At 52.4% G+C, this 13,655-nt stretch carries 18 protein-coding genes; 1 reads left to right on the top strand and 17 read right to left on the bottom strand.

What is annotated here, in order from left to right:
- Positions 1–192: 192 nt before the first annotated feature.
- The 15 genes from VMW13_05955 to VMW13_05885 form a co-directional block, all read right to left on the bottom strand.
- Entirely contained in the window at positions 193–1,953 is a 1,761-nt protein-coding gene (locus VMW13_05955; GenBank protein ID HUV44357.1) for a ferrous iron transporter B, read from the bottom strand.
- Positions 1,940–2,263 (bottom strand): FeoA family protein, encoded by a 324-nt coding sequence (locus tag VMW13_05950; protein HUV44356.1) that lies wholly within the window; start codon positions 2,261–2,263, stop codon positions 1,940–1,942. The genes VMW13_05955 and VMW13_05950 overlap by 14 nt, the downstream gene beginning before the upstream one ends.
- Positions 2,264–2,347: 84 nt before the next feature.
- The gene (locus tag VMW13_05945; GenBank protein HUV44355.1) at positions 2,348–2,773 is read right to left on the bottom strand and encodes a Fur family transcriptional regulator; all 426 of its coding nucleotides are present in this window, start codon (positions 2,771–2,773) and stop codon (positions 2,348–2,350) included.
- A 283-nt stretch (positions 2,774–3,056) separates the two neighbouring features.
- Positions 3,057–3,506, bottom strand: a complete 450-nt coding sequence (locus tag VMW13_05940) for an iron-sulfur cluster assembly scaffold protein (GenBank protein ID HUV44354.1) — start codon at positions 3,504–3,506, stop codon at positions 3,057–3,059.
- 16 nt (positions 3,507–3,522) lie between these two features.
- Positions 3,523–4,527, bottom strand: a complete 1,005-nt coding sequence (locus VMW13_05935; GenBank protein HUV44353.1) for an Mrp/NBP35 family ATP-binding protein — start codon at positions 4,525–4,527, stop codon at positions 3,523–3,525.
- Positions 4,528–4,556: 29 nt separating this feature from the next.
- On the bottom strand, positions 4,557–4,895 hold the full coding sequence (locus tag VMW13_05930; GenBank protein HUV44352.1) for a NifB/NifX family molybdenum-iron cluster-binding protein: 339 nt from the start codon (positions 4,893–4,895) through the stop codon (positions 4,557–4,559).
- A 430-nt stretch (positions 4,896–5,325) separates the two neighbouring features.
- On the bottom strand, positions 5,326–5,508 hold the full coding sequence (locus VMW13_05925) for a zinc ribbon domain-containing protein (GenBank protein ID HUV44351.1): 183 nt from the start codon (positions 5,506–5,508) through the stop codon (positions 5,326–5,328).
- A 16-nt stretch (positions 5,509–5,524) separates the two neighbouring features.
- Positions 5,525–6,385: an ATP-binding protein gene (locus VMW13_05920; protein HUV44350.1), complete on the bottom strand. Its 861-nt coding sequence runs from the start codon at positions 6,383–6,385 to the stop codon at positions 5,525–5,527.
- Positions 6,357–7,247, bottom strand: a complete 891-nt coding sequence (locus VMW13_05915) for an ATP-binding protein (protein ID HUV44349.1) — start codon at positions 7,245–7,247, stop codon at positions 6,357–6,359. The genes VMW13_05920 and VMW13_05915 overlap by 29 nt, the downstream gene beginning before the upstream one ends.
- 236 nt (positions 7,248–7,483) lie before the next feature.
- Positions 7,484–8,080, bottom strand: a complete 597-nt coding sequence (locus VMW13_05910; GenBank protein ID HUV44348.1) for a NifB/NifX family molybdenum-iron cluster-binding protein — start codon at positions 8,078–8,080, stop codon at positions 7,484–7,486.
- A gap of 9 nt (positions 8,081–8,089) precedes the next feature.
- On the bottom strand, positions 8,090–8,386 hold the full coding sequence (locus VMW13_05905) for a DUF5320 domain-containing protein (GenBank protein ID HUV44347.1): 297 nt from the start codon (positions 8,384–8,386) through the stop codon (positions 8,090–8,092).
- A gap of 52 nt (positions 8,387–8,438) precedes the next feature.
- Positions 8,439–8,786 (bottom strand): hypothetical protein, encoded by a 348-nt coding sequence (locus tag VMW13_05900; GenBank protein ID HUV44346.1) that lies wholly within the window; start codon positions 8,784–8,786, stop codon positions 8,439–8,441.
- Positions 8,787–8,855: 69 nt separating this feature from the next.
- Entirely contained in the window at positions 8,856–9,053 is a 198-nt protein-coding gene (locus VMW13_05895; GenBank protein HUV44345.1) for a hypothetical protein, read from the bottom strand.
- 14 nt (positions 9,054–9,067) lie between these two features.
- Entirely contained in the window at positions 9,068–9,538 is a 471-nt protein-coding gene (locus VMW13_05890; GenBank protein ID HUV44344.1) for a Fur family transcriptional regulator, read from the bottom strand.
- Position 9,539: 1 nt separating this feature from the next.
- On the bottom strand, positions 9,540–10,031 hold the full coding sequence (locus tag VMW13_05885; protein HUV44343.1) for a DUF134 domain-containing protein: 492 nt from the start codon (positions 10,029–10,031) through the stop codon (positions 9,540–9,542).
- A gap of 265 nt (positions 10,032–10,296) precedes the next feature.
- On the opposite strand from VMW13_05885, the gene VMW13_05880 reads away from it, so the two are divergent.
- Complete coding sequence (locus tag VMW13_05880) at positions 10,297–11,001, top strand: hypothetical protein (GenBank protein HUV44342.1); 705 nt, start codon at positions 10,297–10,299, stop codon at positions 10,999–11,001.
- 311 nt (positions 11,002–11,312) lie between these two features.
- On the opposite strand, the gene VMW13_05875 is transcribed toward VMW13_05880, so the two are convergent.
- Both VMW13_05875 and VMW13_05870 read right to left on the bottom strand, forming a co-directional pair.
- Positions 11,313–12,005: an ABC transporter ATP-binding protein gene (locus VMW13_05875; GenBank protein ID HUV44341.1), complete on the bottom strand. Its 693-nt coding sequence runs from the start codon at positions 12,003–12,005 to the stop codon at positions 11,313–11,315.
- Positions 11,998–13,161: an ABC transporter permease gene (locus VMW13_05870; GenBank protein HUV44340.1), complete on the bottom strand. Its 1,164-nt coding sequence runs from the start codon at positions 13,159–13,161 to the stop codon at positions 11,998–12,000. The genes VMW13_05875 and VMW13_05870 overlap by 8 nt, the downstream gene beginning before the upstream one ends.
- Positions 13,162–13,655: the final 494 nt, after the last annotated feature.

Raw genomic sequence — 13,655 nt, 5'->3', positions numbered from 1 at the left:
ACACAAGAAGAAAAGTTCCCCTCCATGCAGGGAGTTGTGTCAGCCTTCTATTGGAACGAGAGCACCAGGGCTTTATTCGGGGTGGTTTCCTTTTCCTGATTAAGGTAGAAACTTGTGGGGGATTGGACATCCCCGCTCTCCGTGGACCTTATATCAGATACTGATGTCACCAACCCTTGCAGCAGGTTGTGGCTACTGCAGAATCAGGTTTAGTGCCCCTCCCACCAGTAATGCGGTGGCAATCATTATTGCCACCGATTTGAGCATATTGACAACCCCGAGCTCTCTCAGAAGAACTACAAATGTAGCCACGCAGGGGAAGAACATGGCCAGGACAACGCTACCAACGACCAGCTGGTTGGCACTCATTCCCAGGGGAGCGAGCATGCCCAGGGCTACATCTTTACGCAGGAAACCGATAACCAGGGCCGTTACAGCCTCCTTGGGTAGTCCCAGGAGACCGGTTACCACAGGTGATGCAAAATCAGCGATAGCATCAAATATCCCCAAAGTATAGAGTATATTTATTACCAGCACAGCACCCAGGATTATGGGGATAGCCTCTTTCAGGAAACCGTTGACCCTCATCCACAGCTTCTGCAATACGGTCCGCCACGGTGGCATACGATAGGGTGGTATCTCTATCAGCAACTCGGGGCTGAATCCTCTGGCGAAGCGGTTTATTATTACTCCCAGAATAATCCAGACTACGAACAGTGTCCCGAAGACAATGGCCACATACTGCGCCCCCTGCTCCCCCACCAGGCCGAATATCATTGCTTGCAGGGCAGCACAGGGTATGGCAATAGATATCAATGTTGCCGCAATGAATCTCTCCCTCTTGCTCTCCAGGATGCGGGTGGCCAGAACAGCCGGTACATTGCAGCCCAGACCCAGCATACTCGGAATGATTGCATAGCCGTGCAAGCCCAGACGGTGCATCAGGGTATCCATCAGAACTGCCAGCCGCGGCAGGTAACCTGTATCCTCGAACATGCCCAGCACCAGATAGAAAGATATTATGTAAGGCAACACCATGCCAAAGGGGACAAAGAGCCCGGTGGTCAACAAGCCAAATGATTCAACAAAGTTGACTTCGCCACCAACAATCTTACCAATCAGGATATCATGGAAAAATCCCGAACCGCCGAGGATGTCACTTAACCTCAATACCACCGGCGCCCACAGAGTGTCGAACAGGGGCTCAAGCACATAACCGATGAGGTTTTCCCCGATGAAGCGGACTACCAGAAAGGCAACGGCAAGAACAACTAAGGCTATGATGCCACCGGCTAATGGCTGCACGCTGGCATCCCCGAGGTGCTCCCGCCAGGTATGATGTCGATGAGTAATGCGCTGGACCTGGCTGATAATACCGCCAATAGTAGCCCAGCGCTCATCATAGCTGCGGGCAGGAGTATCAGGTGAAGTTGCGCTGACAATACTGGTAACGAGTTCCTTTATCCCCTGACCGCTTACCGCCACGGTGGGAATAACCGGCACCCCCAGGCGTTCCCTCAGCTTATCCAGCTCAATATGTATTCCTCGATGTTCGGTCTCATCCCAGATATTGAGCGCCACTACTAGCGGTATGTCCCGTTCCAATAATTGCTGAGTCAGATAAAGATTTCTCTCCAGATTGGTAGCGTCAACCACATTTATGATTAAGTCTCCGGTGTTGAGCATCTCGGAGGCTATTTCTTCAGCCTCGCTGGTTGGTTCCAGCGTATAGGTACCGGGTACATCAATAACCTCGACCCTGTCTTCCCCCAGGTTCATGAACCCCTGGCTGTAGCCTACCGTGGTGCCCGGATAATTAGAAGCAATCACCCGGGTGCCAGTCAGACGGGAGAAAATGACACTCTTGCCCACATTGGGGTTACCCATCAGCAGCACTCTCTTGATGCCAGTGCTCTTGCTGCTGTTGCTGGTCACCACGCTATGGCCTTTCATTCCGGGATTCTATCGGTTCCACCACTATCCTGCTGGCCATGCCGAAGCCAATAGCTACCTGGGTATTACCGAACTGTACCGTTACCGGTCCCCGCATGAATGAAGAATTAACCTTGGTAACTCTCAGCCCAGGTCTGAGTCCCAGAGCACCAAGACGCTTAATCACACCATGTCCGGACAGTACCTGGACCACTATGCCGCTCTGCCCGGTCTGCATTCGCGCTAGAGTTAGTTGCCCTTCACCCCACCCAAATCCACGTTTGAACCTGCCCTGAAATCCATGTCTGAACCTGCCCCCGAATCTGAACATGTACCGCATCCATTTCTCTGGTTACACCCAGCCTTTATAGTTCCGAGTAAAAATACACTGTGTCACAAAGAGCTTGCCCGTACGCTATTCCCTCTCTTGACGACACTTCGGGCAATAGCCCGTCATTCTGATTTCGCTACTGGTAATATTAAATTCTCTGGCTTCTCTGACATTCTTCTTTATCAGGCTGGCTAACGGGTACCGGAATTCAACGACCCTGCCACACCCGAGACAGACCAGGTGGTGGTGCTGGGCAGTCCGCTTCTCATAATGGTGATGCCCCTCATCAAGATGAAGCTCCTCTATCAAACCATATTTCTTAAGAGTTTGCAGGGTACGATAAACGGTGGACAGGCTGAGGCGGGGGTTTTTCTCTCGGGCCCGACGATAGATTTCATCAGCATCCAGGTGCCCTTGCCCATGTTGTATTATCTGCATCACCAGAAGCCGCTGGTTAGTAGCTCTCAGTCCCGGTACGTTCAGTTCTCTACGAATGCTCTTTGTAGTCATTTAAGTATCGCTAATGCGTCTCATTCCCAACTACTATTATAAACAACCCGTATAGCTATGTCAATTCCTGCTATAAATCGGGGTATAATACCACGTCACACGCTTCAGATAGCACTGAACACCCACGGATAGCAGATACAGAAAGTTTAATCAAGCGCGGGTTCTGAGTTGGATGTTGTCCAGCGGGAGTAGACAGGGTGATGATAGAAAAAAGACCCTCCATGCCAGTCCGATGAGTTCCCGGTATACTGACCTGGAGAGTCCGGATTATACTATTGCTCAGCTAGTGTTGCCGGTAGCCCTTCTTCCACGGCTCTCTTTTCATGGCGAGGTAGTCCCTTATCGCTTCCTTCAGCGTATCTGAGGCAAGAAGGGCACAGTGCTCGCCGTCCTCAGGTAACCCACCCAGAGCATCCAGGATATCCCGCTGGCTAATCCTCTGGGCCTCGCCCGCAGTCCTGCCTTTCGCCATCTCGGTAACCATGCTGCTGGCAGCAATGGTTGTGCTACAACCATCGGTCATGAAACTGGCATCACGGATTATGTCATCTTTTACTTTGAGCCACATTTCCATGGTATCGCCACAGGGACCGGTTACTTTCGCATAACCGTCGGCGTCACCAGGATTACCGGTGTTTCTCGGGTGCATGCTGTGGTCGATAACTGTCTCGGAGTAAATCTTCCTCATCTCCTGCTTGAGCAGTTCTTCGAGCTTTTCCCGTGATACAGCCACAGCACAACCTCCTGACTTATGCTTTATCGCCTGATGTCGCCTCGGAAAGAGACTTACCCAGGTTATCTACTAACTCGGCACTATATCGCTCAACATTCCCCTCGTCACATAGCTTTGCCAGTTCCGGGTCTATGGGCAACTGTCCCAGGAACGGTGCATTGGATACCCGGGCCATCTCCTCCCCCTGGCTGCTACCGAACAGCTCAATCTTCTTATCTATCTCAGGGACATATAGATAGGCCATGTTCTCGACTACTCCCAGGATTGGCTTCTCCATTTTCTGCGCCATGTTTACGGCTTTTCTGACAACCATTGCGGTCAGGTCCTGAGGCGTGAAAACAATAACTACACCGGAAATAGGTAGTGTCTGCATCACTGTAAGAGGAGCGTCGGCCGTTCCCGGTGGAAGGTCGATAATCAGGTAATCAAGCTTGCCCCAGAGCACTTCTTCCCAGAACTGGGTAATCGCCTTGCCGATAAGTGGACCACGCCAGATAACAGCGTCGTCCTCGCTGGGCAGAAGAAGGTTGATGGACATGACTTCAATCTCTGATTTTGACAGGACCGGTAACATGCCACTTTCGTTACCGCCAGGCCGGGTATTGATGCCGAACATCCTGGGTATACTGGGGCCGGTGATATCAGCATCCAGGATACCTACTTCATAGCCCAGTCGTCTCAGTGAGATGGCAGTAAGGCTGGCCATCAACGACTTGCCTACACCACCCTTCCCACTCATTATCGCAATAACATGACCAATCTCATTTAACTCAGCCGGCGTGGCCTCAACAAATTCTACTTCTACTTCGCCAGCTTCGGGCAGCTTCTTCACGACCTCCACAACCTGGTCCTTAACCCAGTCCTGAGCACCCGTAATCAGCCCCGTCGAAGCCAGAACAATCCTGACTTTGCCGTCAGTGATAGCTACCTCACGCACCAGATTCAGCCTGATAATACTGCGTTTGATAGCGGGTACAAGCACTCCCTCCAGGCTTTCTCTTACTTGCTCCTCAGTTACCATCTATACTCCTCTATTCCCATTTTCATCCTTTAGTGGTCACATATGTTATCTTCGGTAGCCAATTCTTCATGCAGATAGCTCAGCACCGCCTTCTCCGGGTCACCTTCCTGGGCACCGATAACGACCTGGATGCGGTTCTGCTGGAAAAGGTCCTGGGCGCGCGAACCCATACCACCAGCAATTACTACCGAGACCCCCTGGTCGGCCAGCCACTGCGGAAGAAGACCCGGCTGATGGCCCGGTGACGGCACAAGCTCATTCTTGAGTATCTCCTTTTTTTCGACGTCAACATCGAGCATGGCAAAATGCTCACAGTGACCGAAGTGTGGTGATAATATACCATTGTTTACCGGTACTGCGTACCTCATAGGCACCTCCAAATTCTTCCAATCAATATTAACTCGTGTTCCGGTTTTCCGGTTTAACCTGTATTTTCACTGCCACCCGTTTCCCCTCGCGGGATTCCCGGGGTCAAGGTTAAGCAGGACCATTCCTTCAACCTCTGCGGCACACATCTCCGGTGGAGCAAGGAGACGCCTCACAGCGCTCGCTCCGTCCGCAGCAGGTGGTACCCGGGCCTGACACATCCGTCTTTATCATATATGATGCCGAGATAAGCCGTTCCACGTTGGCACTGCCACACTCAGAACAATGAGCTACCTGCCCGGAAATACGAAGCAGCACCTCTGATACTCTACCACAATCCCGGCATTCAAAGTCATAGAGCGGCACGACTTTATTCCTCCTTTCAGACTTCCCTTATCCCGGGTGAGACAACCTGCCTCACTGGCTGATGCTTCAGGTGGAACCGCCTGGAGCGCAGGCACCAACCGAAGAACCCGTGGCAAATACCGAGAAGACACGCCGTGAGTCCTCGGCCCCACACCTGGGACACTGTGTATCCTTGCCACTGTCGGCCATGCTCCGGCGGAGCTCGAACTTCTGGCCGCACTTCATGCATTCATACTCGTATATTGGCATGGCACACTATCCCCTTCTACCCTTCCAGTTTGTTCTTGACGCACCGCCACAGCGATTCTATCTCGTGCGTGACATTGTCCCGGGTATATTCCACCACAGGAATACCCCGTACGATTGACTCCGTAACTGCATTATCAAATGAAACCCTGCCGGCTATTTCCAGCCCCTGTTCAAGACAGTAGCTTTCAATTCGGTGGGTGTTATCTTCATTCAGGTCGTACTTGTTGATACACACCATTACCGGAACACCGAAGTGAAGGCAGACACCGATTACTCGCTCCAGGTCATGTATCCCCGAAAGTGTTGGCTCGGTTACTAATAGAGCCAGGCCAGCTCCGGACAGGGATGAGATTACCGGACAGCCAATACCGGGCGGCCCATCACTAACAATGTAATCTATCCCGTCCTTTTCGGCAAGTTTCCTGCCCTGTTGCCTTACATGAGCCACCAGCTTCCCTGAGTTTTCCTGGGCAATTCCCAGCCTGGCATGCACCAGAGGACCATACCCGGTATCGGAGATAAACCACTGTCCGGACAGGTTATCCTCCATGGTTATGGCTTCCACCGGGCATATGTGAGAGCAGAAACCACAGCCTTCACAGGAAACGGGGTTAACCTTGAAATCCCTGATAGCATCGAAACGACACAGCTCCTGGCACAAGCCGCACTCGTTACACTTCTCTCTATCGATAAAGGCAACCTGTCCGCTCCAGAACTCGTGCTTATCCCGTGCGGTCGGGTTCAGGATGAGGTGAAGGTCAGCAGCATCTACATCGCAGTCGACGAGAACCTTGCTCTTAGACAGAGAGGCAAAGGAACCGACGATGCTGGTCTTGCCCGTTCCCCCTTTACCGCTCAGGACTACCAGTTCTTTCACTTACAATATCTCCAATCTGATTATACAGCCCGACGAAATCCTTCTTCCACTCCGGCATCCCTTCAACCAGAGTTACCCCTCTGGAATAAAGACGTGCGATATCCGTATCCAAAGGGATAGTAAGCATGACCGGAATATTCTCCCGCTGGCAGTATTGCTCAACGTTATTATCCCCTACCCCGGCACGATTTAGTACGACCCCACACGGTACGCCAAGTTCTCTCACCGTCTCTACCGCCAGAATGAGGTCATTAAGTCCGAATGGAGTAGGTTCCGTTACCAGGATGCAGAAATCGCTGTCCCCAACTGCTTCCACCACCGGGCAGGATGTGCCCGGGGGAACATCAAGAATAACCGAACCATCACGATTGGCACGTTGTTTTACCTTTTTAATCACAGGCGGGGCCATAGCCTCGCCTACGTTGAGTTTACCGTGGGCAAACTCAACGCCATCCGAATACCCCCATTCGACAACGCCAATTTCTCTGTACTCCTCGGTGATGGCATTTTCCGGGCAGAGGTAGCTACAGGCACCGCAACCGTGACAGAGTTCGGGAAAGACCATCACGTACTGACCGAGTACCGCAATGGCATTGAATGCACAGACCTCGGCACATTTGCCACAGTGTGTGCACTTTTCCTCATCTACCCTGGGTATCGGAATACTGACAGGTTCGCTGCCGTCAAATCGTGGCTTTAGAAAGACATGGGCATTAGGCTCCTCCACATCACAATCCAGGATCTGTACTCCCCCTCTGTCTTCCAAGGAGAGGGCAAGACTGGTAGCCACCAATGTCTTGCCCGTTCCCCCTTTGCCACTGGCCACCGCTATTATCATGCTCTCACCATCTTGGTCCCACATCTGGGGCAACTCATATTGTAACAGGGTCCACCCACCTGATGTGATACTCTGGCACCACAACCCGGACAGACACACTCACCATCAGGACCGGCTCCGGCACGTGTTCCCCCCATTCTCCCGGCACCCCTGCTTCTTCCGGGCATACCTCTCCCCGCACCCGGACCACCACCCTGAGGGGGTCCGGTTCCGTCTCCTCTGGGCATAATCGCACCTCCCGTTTGTTTAAATGAGTTTGCTTATTTCTCTTTCTTTTCCATGTCCTCAATCTTACGCTGCATCTCAGCCAGCTGTTGTGCCAGTGCTTGCGACTGTTCCCTGAGTGTCTTGAGGTTTTGCTCCGGTGTCTGGGGCGGCGGTGTCTGGTTGACTGGTGATGGCATTCCGGCTCCCATACCCATACCACGGCCCATGCCCATGCCCATGCCTCTGCCCATACCGGAACCTCCGCCAGATTGTATGCCAGGAACAGCATTCATTCCGGCGTGGTCAGGCACGTTAGCCTGTGAGCTAGCCTGGAACTTACCGGCCACGTAATCCTGAATAGCATCCTTTATCTTGCCGGATGCGCCGGTAATCACCTGAATCCCGGCGGCCGAGAGCACCTGATGAGCGTTTGGACCGCAATTACCGGTGAGCACAGCCTGTACACCCTTGCTGGAAATCACCTGGGCAGTGGCGATTCCTGCCCCACCTGAAGCCATAGCACTGGTATTATCGACGGCTTCAAACTCCATCGTTTCAGAGTCAGCAATAATGAAATGCTGACAGCGCCCGAAGCGAGGGTCTACCTCGGCTTCGAGAGTGGGTTCTGTTGCTGAAATCGCAATCTTCATAACCTCTCCTTACTTCTTCTCGATTGCTATCTCTTGTATTCTGACCTCTATTTGCTCCAGCTGCTCCTTCATGACCTGAGCTTGCTGTTGCAGAAAACCAAGCTCCTGCTCACGGCCTACACCAGGAGCAAAGGGTGCATTACCGGGAGCAACTGGCCAGGCCCCGTAGTAGGGATTACCATACGCCGTCCGCGGAACACCATACCCGCGTTGATAAGCCCCTCTTCCCCAGGGACTGCAAAAACCCCGTCCACCGCCTGTCATTGGCCCCATTCCCCTCGGGCCGGTACCGTTAAATCCTGGCATTGTTCGCCTCCTTTTTCCAACTGTTTTAGTCTATATTGTGATAAGTGGTGTCCTATTCCTTTTCTTTTTCCAGGTCACGCATCCTGGTCTCAATCCCGTCGAGTTGTTCCGTTATTCCTTTTGCCTGGTCCTGTAGATAGCTGAGTTCCTCTTCTCTGGTCATCTGAGGCGAAAAGGGAACATTGCCCGGTGCAGATGGCGCCCCAATGTATTGGGGCCCCATGTATTGGGGCTGTGGGTAGTCCCAGGCCGGTGGCATACCGACACCGCCCATGAAGTAGGCACTCCTCGGCAGTCCACCTCTACCCCTGCCAACGTACGGCCAGGAGGGAGAGCTTCCTCTAAAGCCAAACCCCCTGCCTCTTCCGAAGCCGAACCCCCTACCAAATCCATTAGGCATTTTCCAACCTCCTGTTCTCTGAGCGCTTCAAACCTTTTTCGAAACAATGTCCTGTTTACTTTTCGGCATTCATACCTCATATGTAGATTTACCACCGGGGTACCAGTTGCGGGCAAACCAGCGCCGACCAAATCCGCGGCCCCTGCCACGACCCCAGCCACAACCGCGGTAACCCCGCCAGGGCCATACCAGGAGTGATGGAATATAGTGACGGTAAGCATATGGATAGGTATAAGCCCATCCGGCAGGTCCCATTTCAAACGGCATTTCGCTCACCTCCTCTATTTATTGCCCTGTTCAGTATCAATCATTCTATCCGATAGGCGACTTCTACATTCGGGACAGTAGCCCTCGAGACGTACTTCGGCGTCAGTAACCTCGAATCCTTCTTGCCGGCTTATCCTGGATTTCAATCGCTCCGTCGATGGGCAGTTGAACTCAAGCACCCGACCGCAGCCCAGGCATACCAGGTGATGATGCTTCGCGCGGGGCACACTTTCATAACGCCGCCGCATGTCACTGAACTGATGCTCTTCAATTAGCCCTAATTTCCGGAATAATTGCAGGGTACGGTACACGGTAGACAAACTGATGACAGGCAAGTCTTTCCGGGCCAGGCGGTAGATATCATCCGCATCAAGGTGTCCACCGGCCTGTTGAATAATTCTCAGGATTATCCTGCGCTGTTCTGTGCTGCGAGCATTCGGTTTCCCACCTGTGTTGCTCTCGGCCGGTACCAACTGCGTTTCCACTCTACACCTCCTGCCAGTTGCGCCCGCCTCTATGGCGTCTTCCTCGGCCAGACCTGCCTCTTCCCGGGCCCGGAAGCTGAGTGCTCAGGATATTTTGTGTGTTGCAGGCAGGGCAGAACCGTGGGGGCGTATTTACCATAACTTCAAACGGAACATCCCACTCATGGCCACGATTGCACCTGAAATGCTGCAGGGCCAATTGAAAATTACCGCCATCAATTCTAATCGCCTTACCATGGAGTAAAGCATCAGCCATCTTCTGCCGGGCTGAAGTCAGGATACGAGCAAAGGTGGTACGCGAGACACTCATCCTTTGAGCGCAACCCTCTTGTGCTAAACGCTCAAGGTCCTTCAGGCGAATTGCTTCTACTTCCTCAACCGACAACTGTACCTCTTCCAGTGCGGTCAGCGGTACCCCGGCCGGTTTGAAGTAGGGCACATCAGGTATGTTGTTAACTCGACGCCAGAGCGGTGGCCTGCCCATTCTTACCATTATCCGCTGGTTCTCCTTGTTGACTTATGGTCATATGCCCATAACAATACTAACTCTGATTTGCCTGCATGTCAAGTCGCCGTATTGACAGACCCCCGGTGAAGGACTAAACTTTCGTACCTCATAGGCAACTGGCCTGAAAACAAGATATTGGTTTGGGAGGCCAATGAAGTAAATGAAGTAATAGAAGGGTACTGAAAGCACTGGATAATGCGGCAGTTCGTGCCGTTCAACGTGAGTAAAGAGAAGACATCGAAGGACTGCGATGATACACAGACTGACCATGCTATATAGGACCATGAAGACTATTTCCCGAATTGAAGGATTCCCAGCCTTATTCAGAAGAGGGCTCGCATTCCTGGCAGACTATATCTTCGTCTATAAGACGTACTACCTTAGCGAGCTTTCACTCGAGAGCGAAGGGCTAGATGCGAGTGACTTTGTGCCTGACATTCCGGATTTGACTTACCATTTTGTGACATCAAATGAGCAGGCCGATGAACTGGCTACTCAATTTGAGGACTTCCGCTCCTATCATATCAATGACCGCCAGAGATTGGACAAGGGAGCGATAGCTTTGTGCCTTTTCATTAGGAGAGAGCTTGCACATATAACCTGGATGGCTACCACTGAGTCAGCCAAGAAAACCTTTAATGATATACCCTACCGAGTCAACTTCGACAAGAAAGAAGCATGTGCTGGCGGTGAACGGACAATCCCAAAATACAGGAGAATGGGACTGAGCACTAATTCTGCCTACAAAAAATGTCAATTTCTCATGGAGAGGGGAATTACTTTAATACGAGCTGCAAGGGACACGAATAACCTGACGGCTCAAAGAGCGTTTGAAAATAGAGGTTACATTCGCTACGCCAAAGGCCGCCATCTGAGAATCCTGTGGTGGAAATCCTGGAAGGAAATGCCACTTAAGCCAGACGAAGAGACACCACCTCCCCCTCCAAAGTTGTAACTACGTTCCGCATGGGCAGGGGTCCTCTCAATTTGGGGTATTGACAACCCCTGCTACAGGGTCAGACTCTAGTTCCAAGATGTGACATGACTTCAATCTGACCGCCCTCTGACTGCAAGTCTAGAAGGTGCAGAGATGAAGTAAGGGGTACTAGAATCGCTGAGCAGTATTCGTAGTCGCAACGTTTGCTCCCGTTGAAGTACACCCCACCCAAAGACGAATCTTACCTGATTGGCGGTTCGCACACTGACAGTGGTTGGGGTGCTGCCCTTCCGGCACCGTATGATGAGGCTTAGTTCAAACTGGCGGCACTACCGCGAGTCTGGATCGTGGTCCAGCCTGCCATCAATCATCCACAGACGCCTGGAGGCTGCCTGGGCAACGCTGGCATCATGGGTTACCAGAATAATGGCCACCTGGTACTCCGTGTTAAGTTCACTGAGAAGTTGAGAAATTTCTTCCGTGGTCCTGGAGTCCAGATTCCCCGTCGGTTCGTCAGCGAGGATGACCGATGGATTGTTGGCCAGCGCCCTGGCTATTGCCACTCGCTGATTCTCACCTGCGCTGAGCTCTCGTGGCTTATGGTGTATCCTCTCGATGAGGCCCAGTTGCCTGAGGAGCTGCCGGGCTCTTTCTGTCCGCTCATCACGCGGTATTCCGGCAATCTCCATCGGGAAAGCCACGTTTTCCAGGGCTGTGAAGGTTGGCATCAGGTTAAACGTCTGGAAGATAAATCCCATTCTCTTCAGTCTCAGGTCGTCAATTTCACGCTCGTTTAACCCTGAGATATCCTGCCCCTCGAAAACTATACTGCCGCTACTCGGTTGGTCAAGACAGCCAAGCAGGTTAAGGAGTGTCGTCTTACCCGAACCGGACGGCCCCATAATGCCCACGAATTCACCCTTCGCTATCTGCAGGCTGAGGCTGTCCAGGGCCATGATTTCCTGGCTACCGACACGAAACGCCCTGGAAAGGTCCCTGGTTTCAACAATAATATCACTCATATCGCAACGCCTGTACTATGTTCGTTTTTGATATGCGCCACGCCGGGTAGAGGCCGGCAAGCATCCCGACCAGAAGGGCTATCGCCAGGCCGATTCCAAATATACGCGCATTAACCACGGGGGCAAAATAGGTTAGTCCCATGAACTCGGACAGAACGTAGGTAATACCCTGTGACAGCAGATAGCCTCCAAGGCAGCCAATACCACCGGCAATCAAGCTGGTCGCCAGTGATTCCATGACTATCATCCGAAAGATGAAGCCCCGGTGGGCGCCGATAGCCCTCATGGTGCCGATTTCCCTCACTCGCTCACCGACTGCCATCAGCATGGTCGATAGAATAAAGAGGATGCCAATCAGGAGAGCAACGGCTGACATGCCCATGTGGGCTGCTCTTACAATCCCCACCAAGTCAACCAGCTTATCAATCACTGATGTCATGGTCTGGGCTGAAACACCGGGCCACTTCTCGCTGATTCCTTCAGCGGTTTCTTCCGCCCTGGCAACATCGTCCACTTTCACCGGGACATAGGTCAACTGGCCTTCTTTGTCATAAGCCTTCTGCAAGGGTTCCAGAGGAGTGAAGATCATGCCGTCATCCATACCGCCACTGGGTTCGAGGATACCGACAACCTCGAATGGAATGCCCCGGATTTCCATGGTACCGCCCAGCTCAAGACCGGCCACATCCGCTATTCCGGAACCGGCTACCAGTACATTCTGGTCGTCACCCGTTATCAGCCGCCCGGAGCTGAGCCGCAGATAGGGTGCTACATCGCTGAAATACGCCGGAGTAACGCCATTCAAGATGGGAATAGCCCCAATTTTATCCATCGGCATCGTCATAGGTACCGCCGTCAGGACAGGGTACACGGCCCTGACGTTCTCATATTGCTCTATCTCACGCAAAGTTTCCTCTGAGAAGCTGCCAACAAACGCGGCGACATCCGGATAGGGATATGCTTCGGCTTCCTTGGGGACAATAATAATGTCGGTGCCTTGCTGTGCCATGGAGTTTTCAAAGGACGCCATGAAGCCTTCACTGATGCTGAGTATACCCACGGTGAAGGATATGGCTATGGCCACGCCCATAACGGTGAGTATCGTCCGCACACGACGGCGGGTAAGGTTCCTTATCGCCAGAAGCAGTAACAACATCCGTACTTCATGTTACTTTCGGGGCTGCCCTGTTGTCAATCACCCTGTACTCTTCCAGTACATTAGTGACAAACAGCCTCAATGGCAATAAACCAGACAAAGAAAATATAGGAGAAACAATTCGAGACTAACCAGGCGTGATTTGTTTTTAGAGTTATGTCTACTTGGAAGGCAGTTATTACTAACGAGAGGTGATACTCAATTGCAGAAATACCAGCTAGTGTAGTGCTTCCTATATATAGTTATTTAGCCAATGACACTGGCTCTAACAGGATGATGAAAAACCTTTTCGACCATCCCCCTGTCCCCCTTCCTGGCCAGGAAGGGGGGAAAGATTATATCTGGGGGGACACCCCCAGACCCCTGCCAGAGGGGGTGCCCCTCAGAAGGGGCCTGCCCTCTGGACTCCCATTTTTCAGCATCCTGCTAAGAAGGGGCGGTGCCCCTCCTAGCGACCACGCTTCCAGGTCCATCTCTCAAGTGCCAGCGCCAGA

The sequence above is a fragment of the Dehalococcoidales bacterium genome, assembly GCA_035529395.1.
GTDB lineage: Bacteria > Chloroflexota > Dehalococcoidia > Dehalococcoidales > Fen-1064 > DUES01.
The sequence above is the reverse complement of the archived record's forward strand: the minus strand, read 5'-3'. Positions and strand labels throughout refer to the sequence as shown.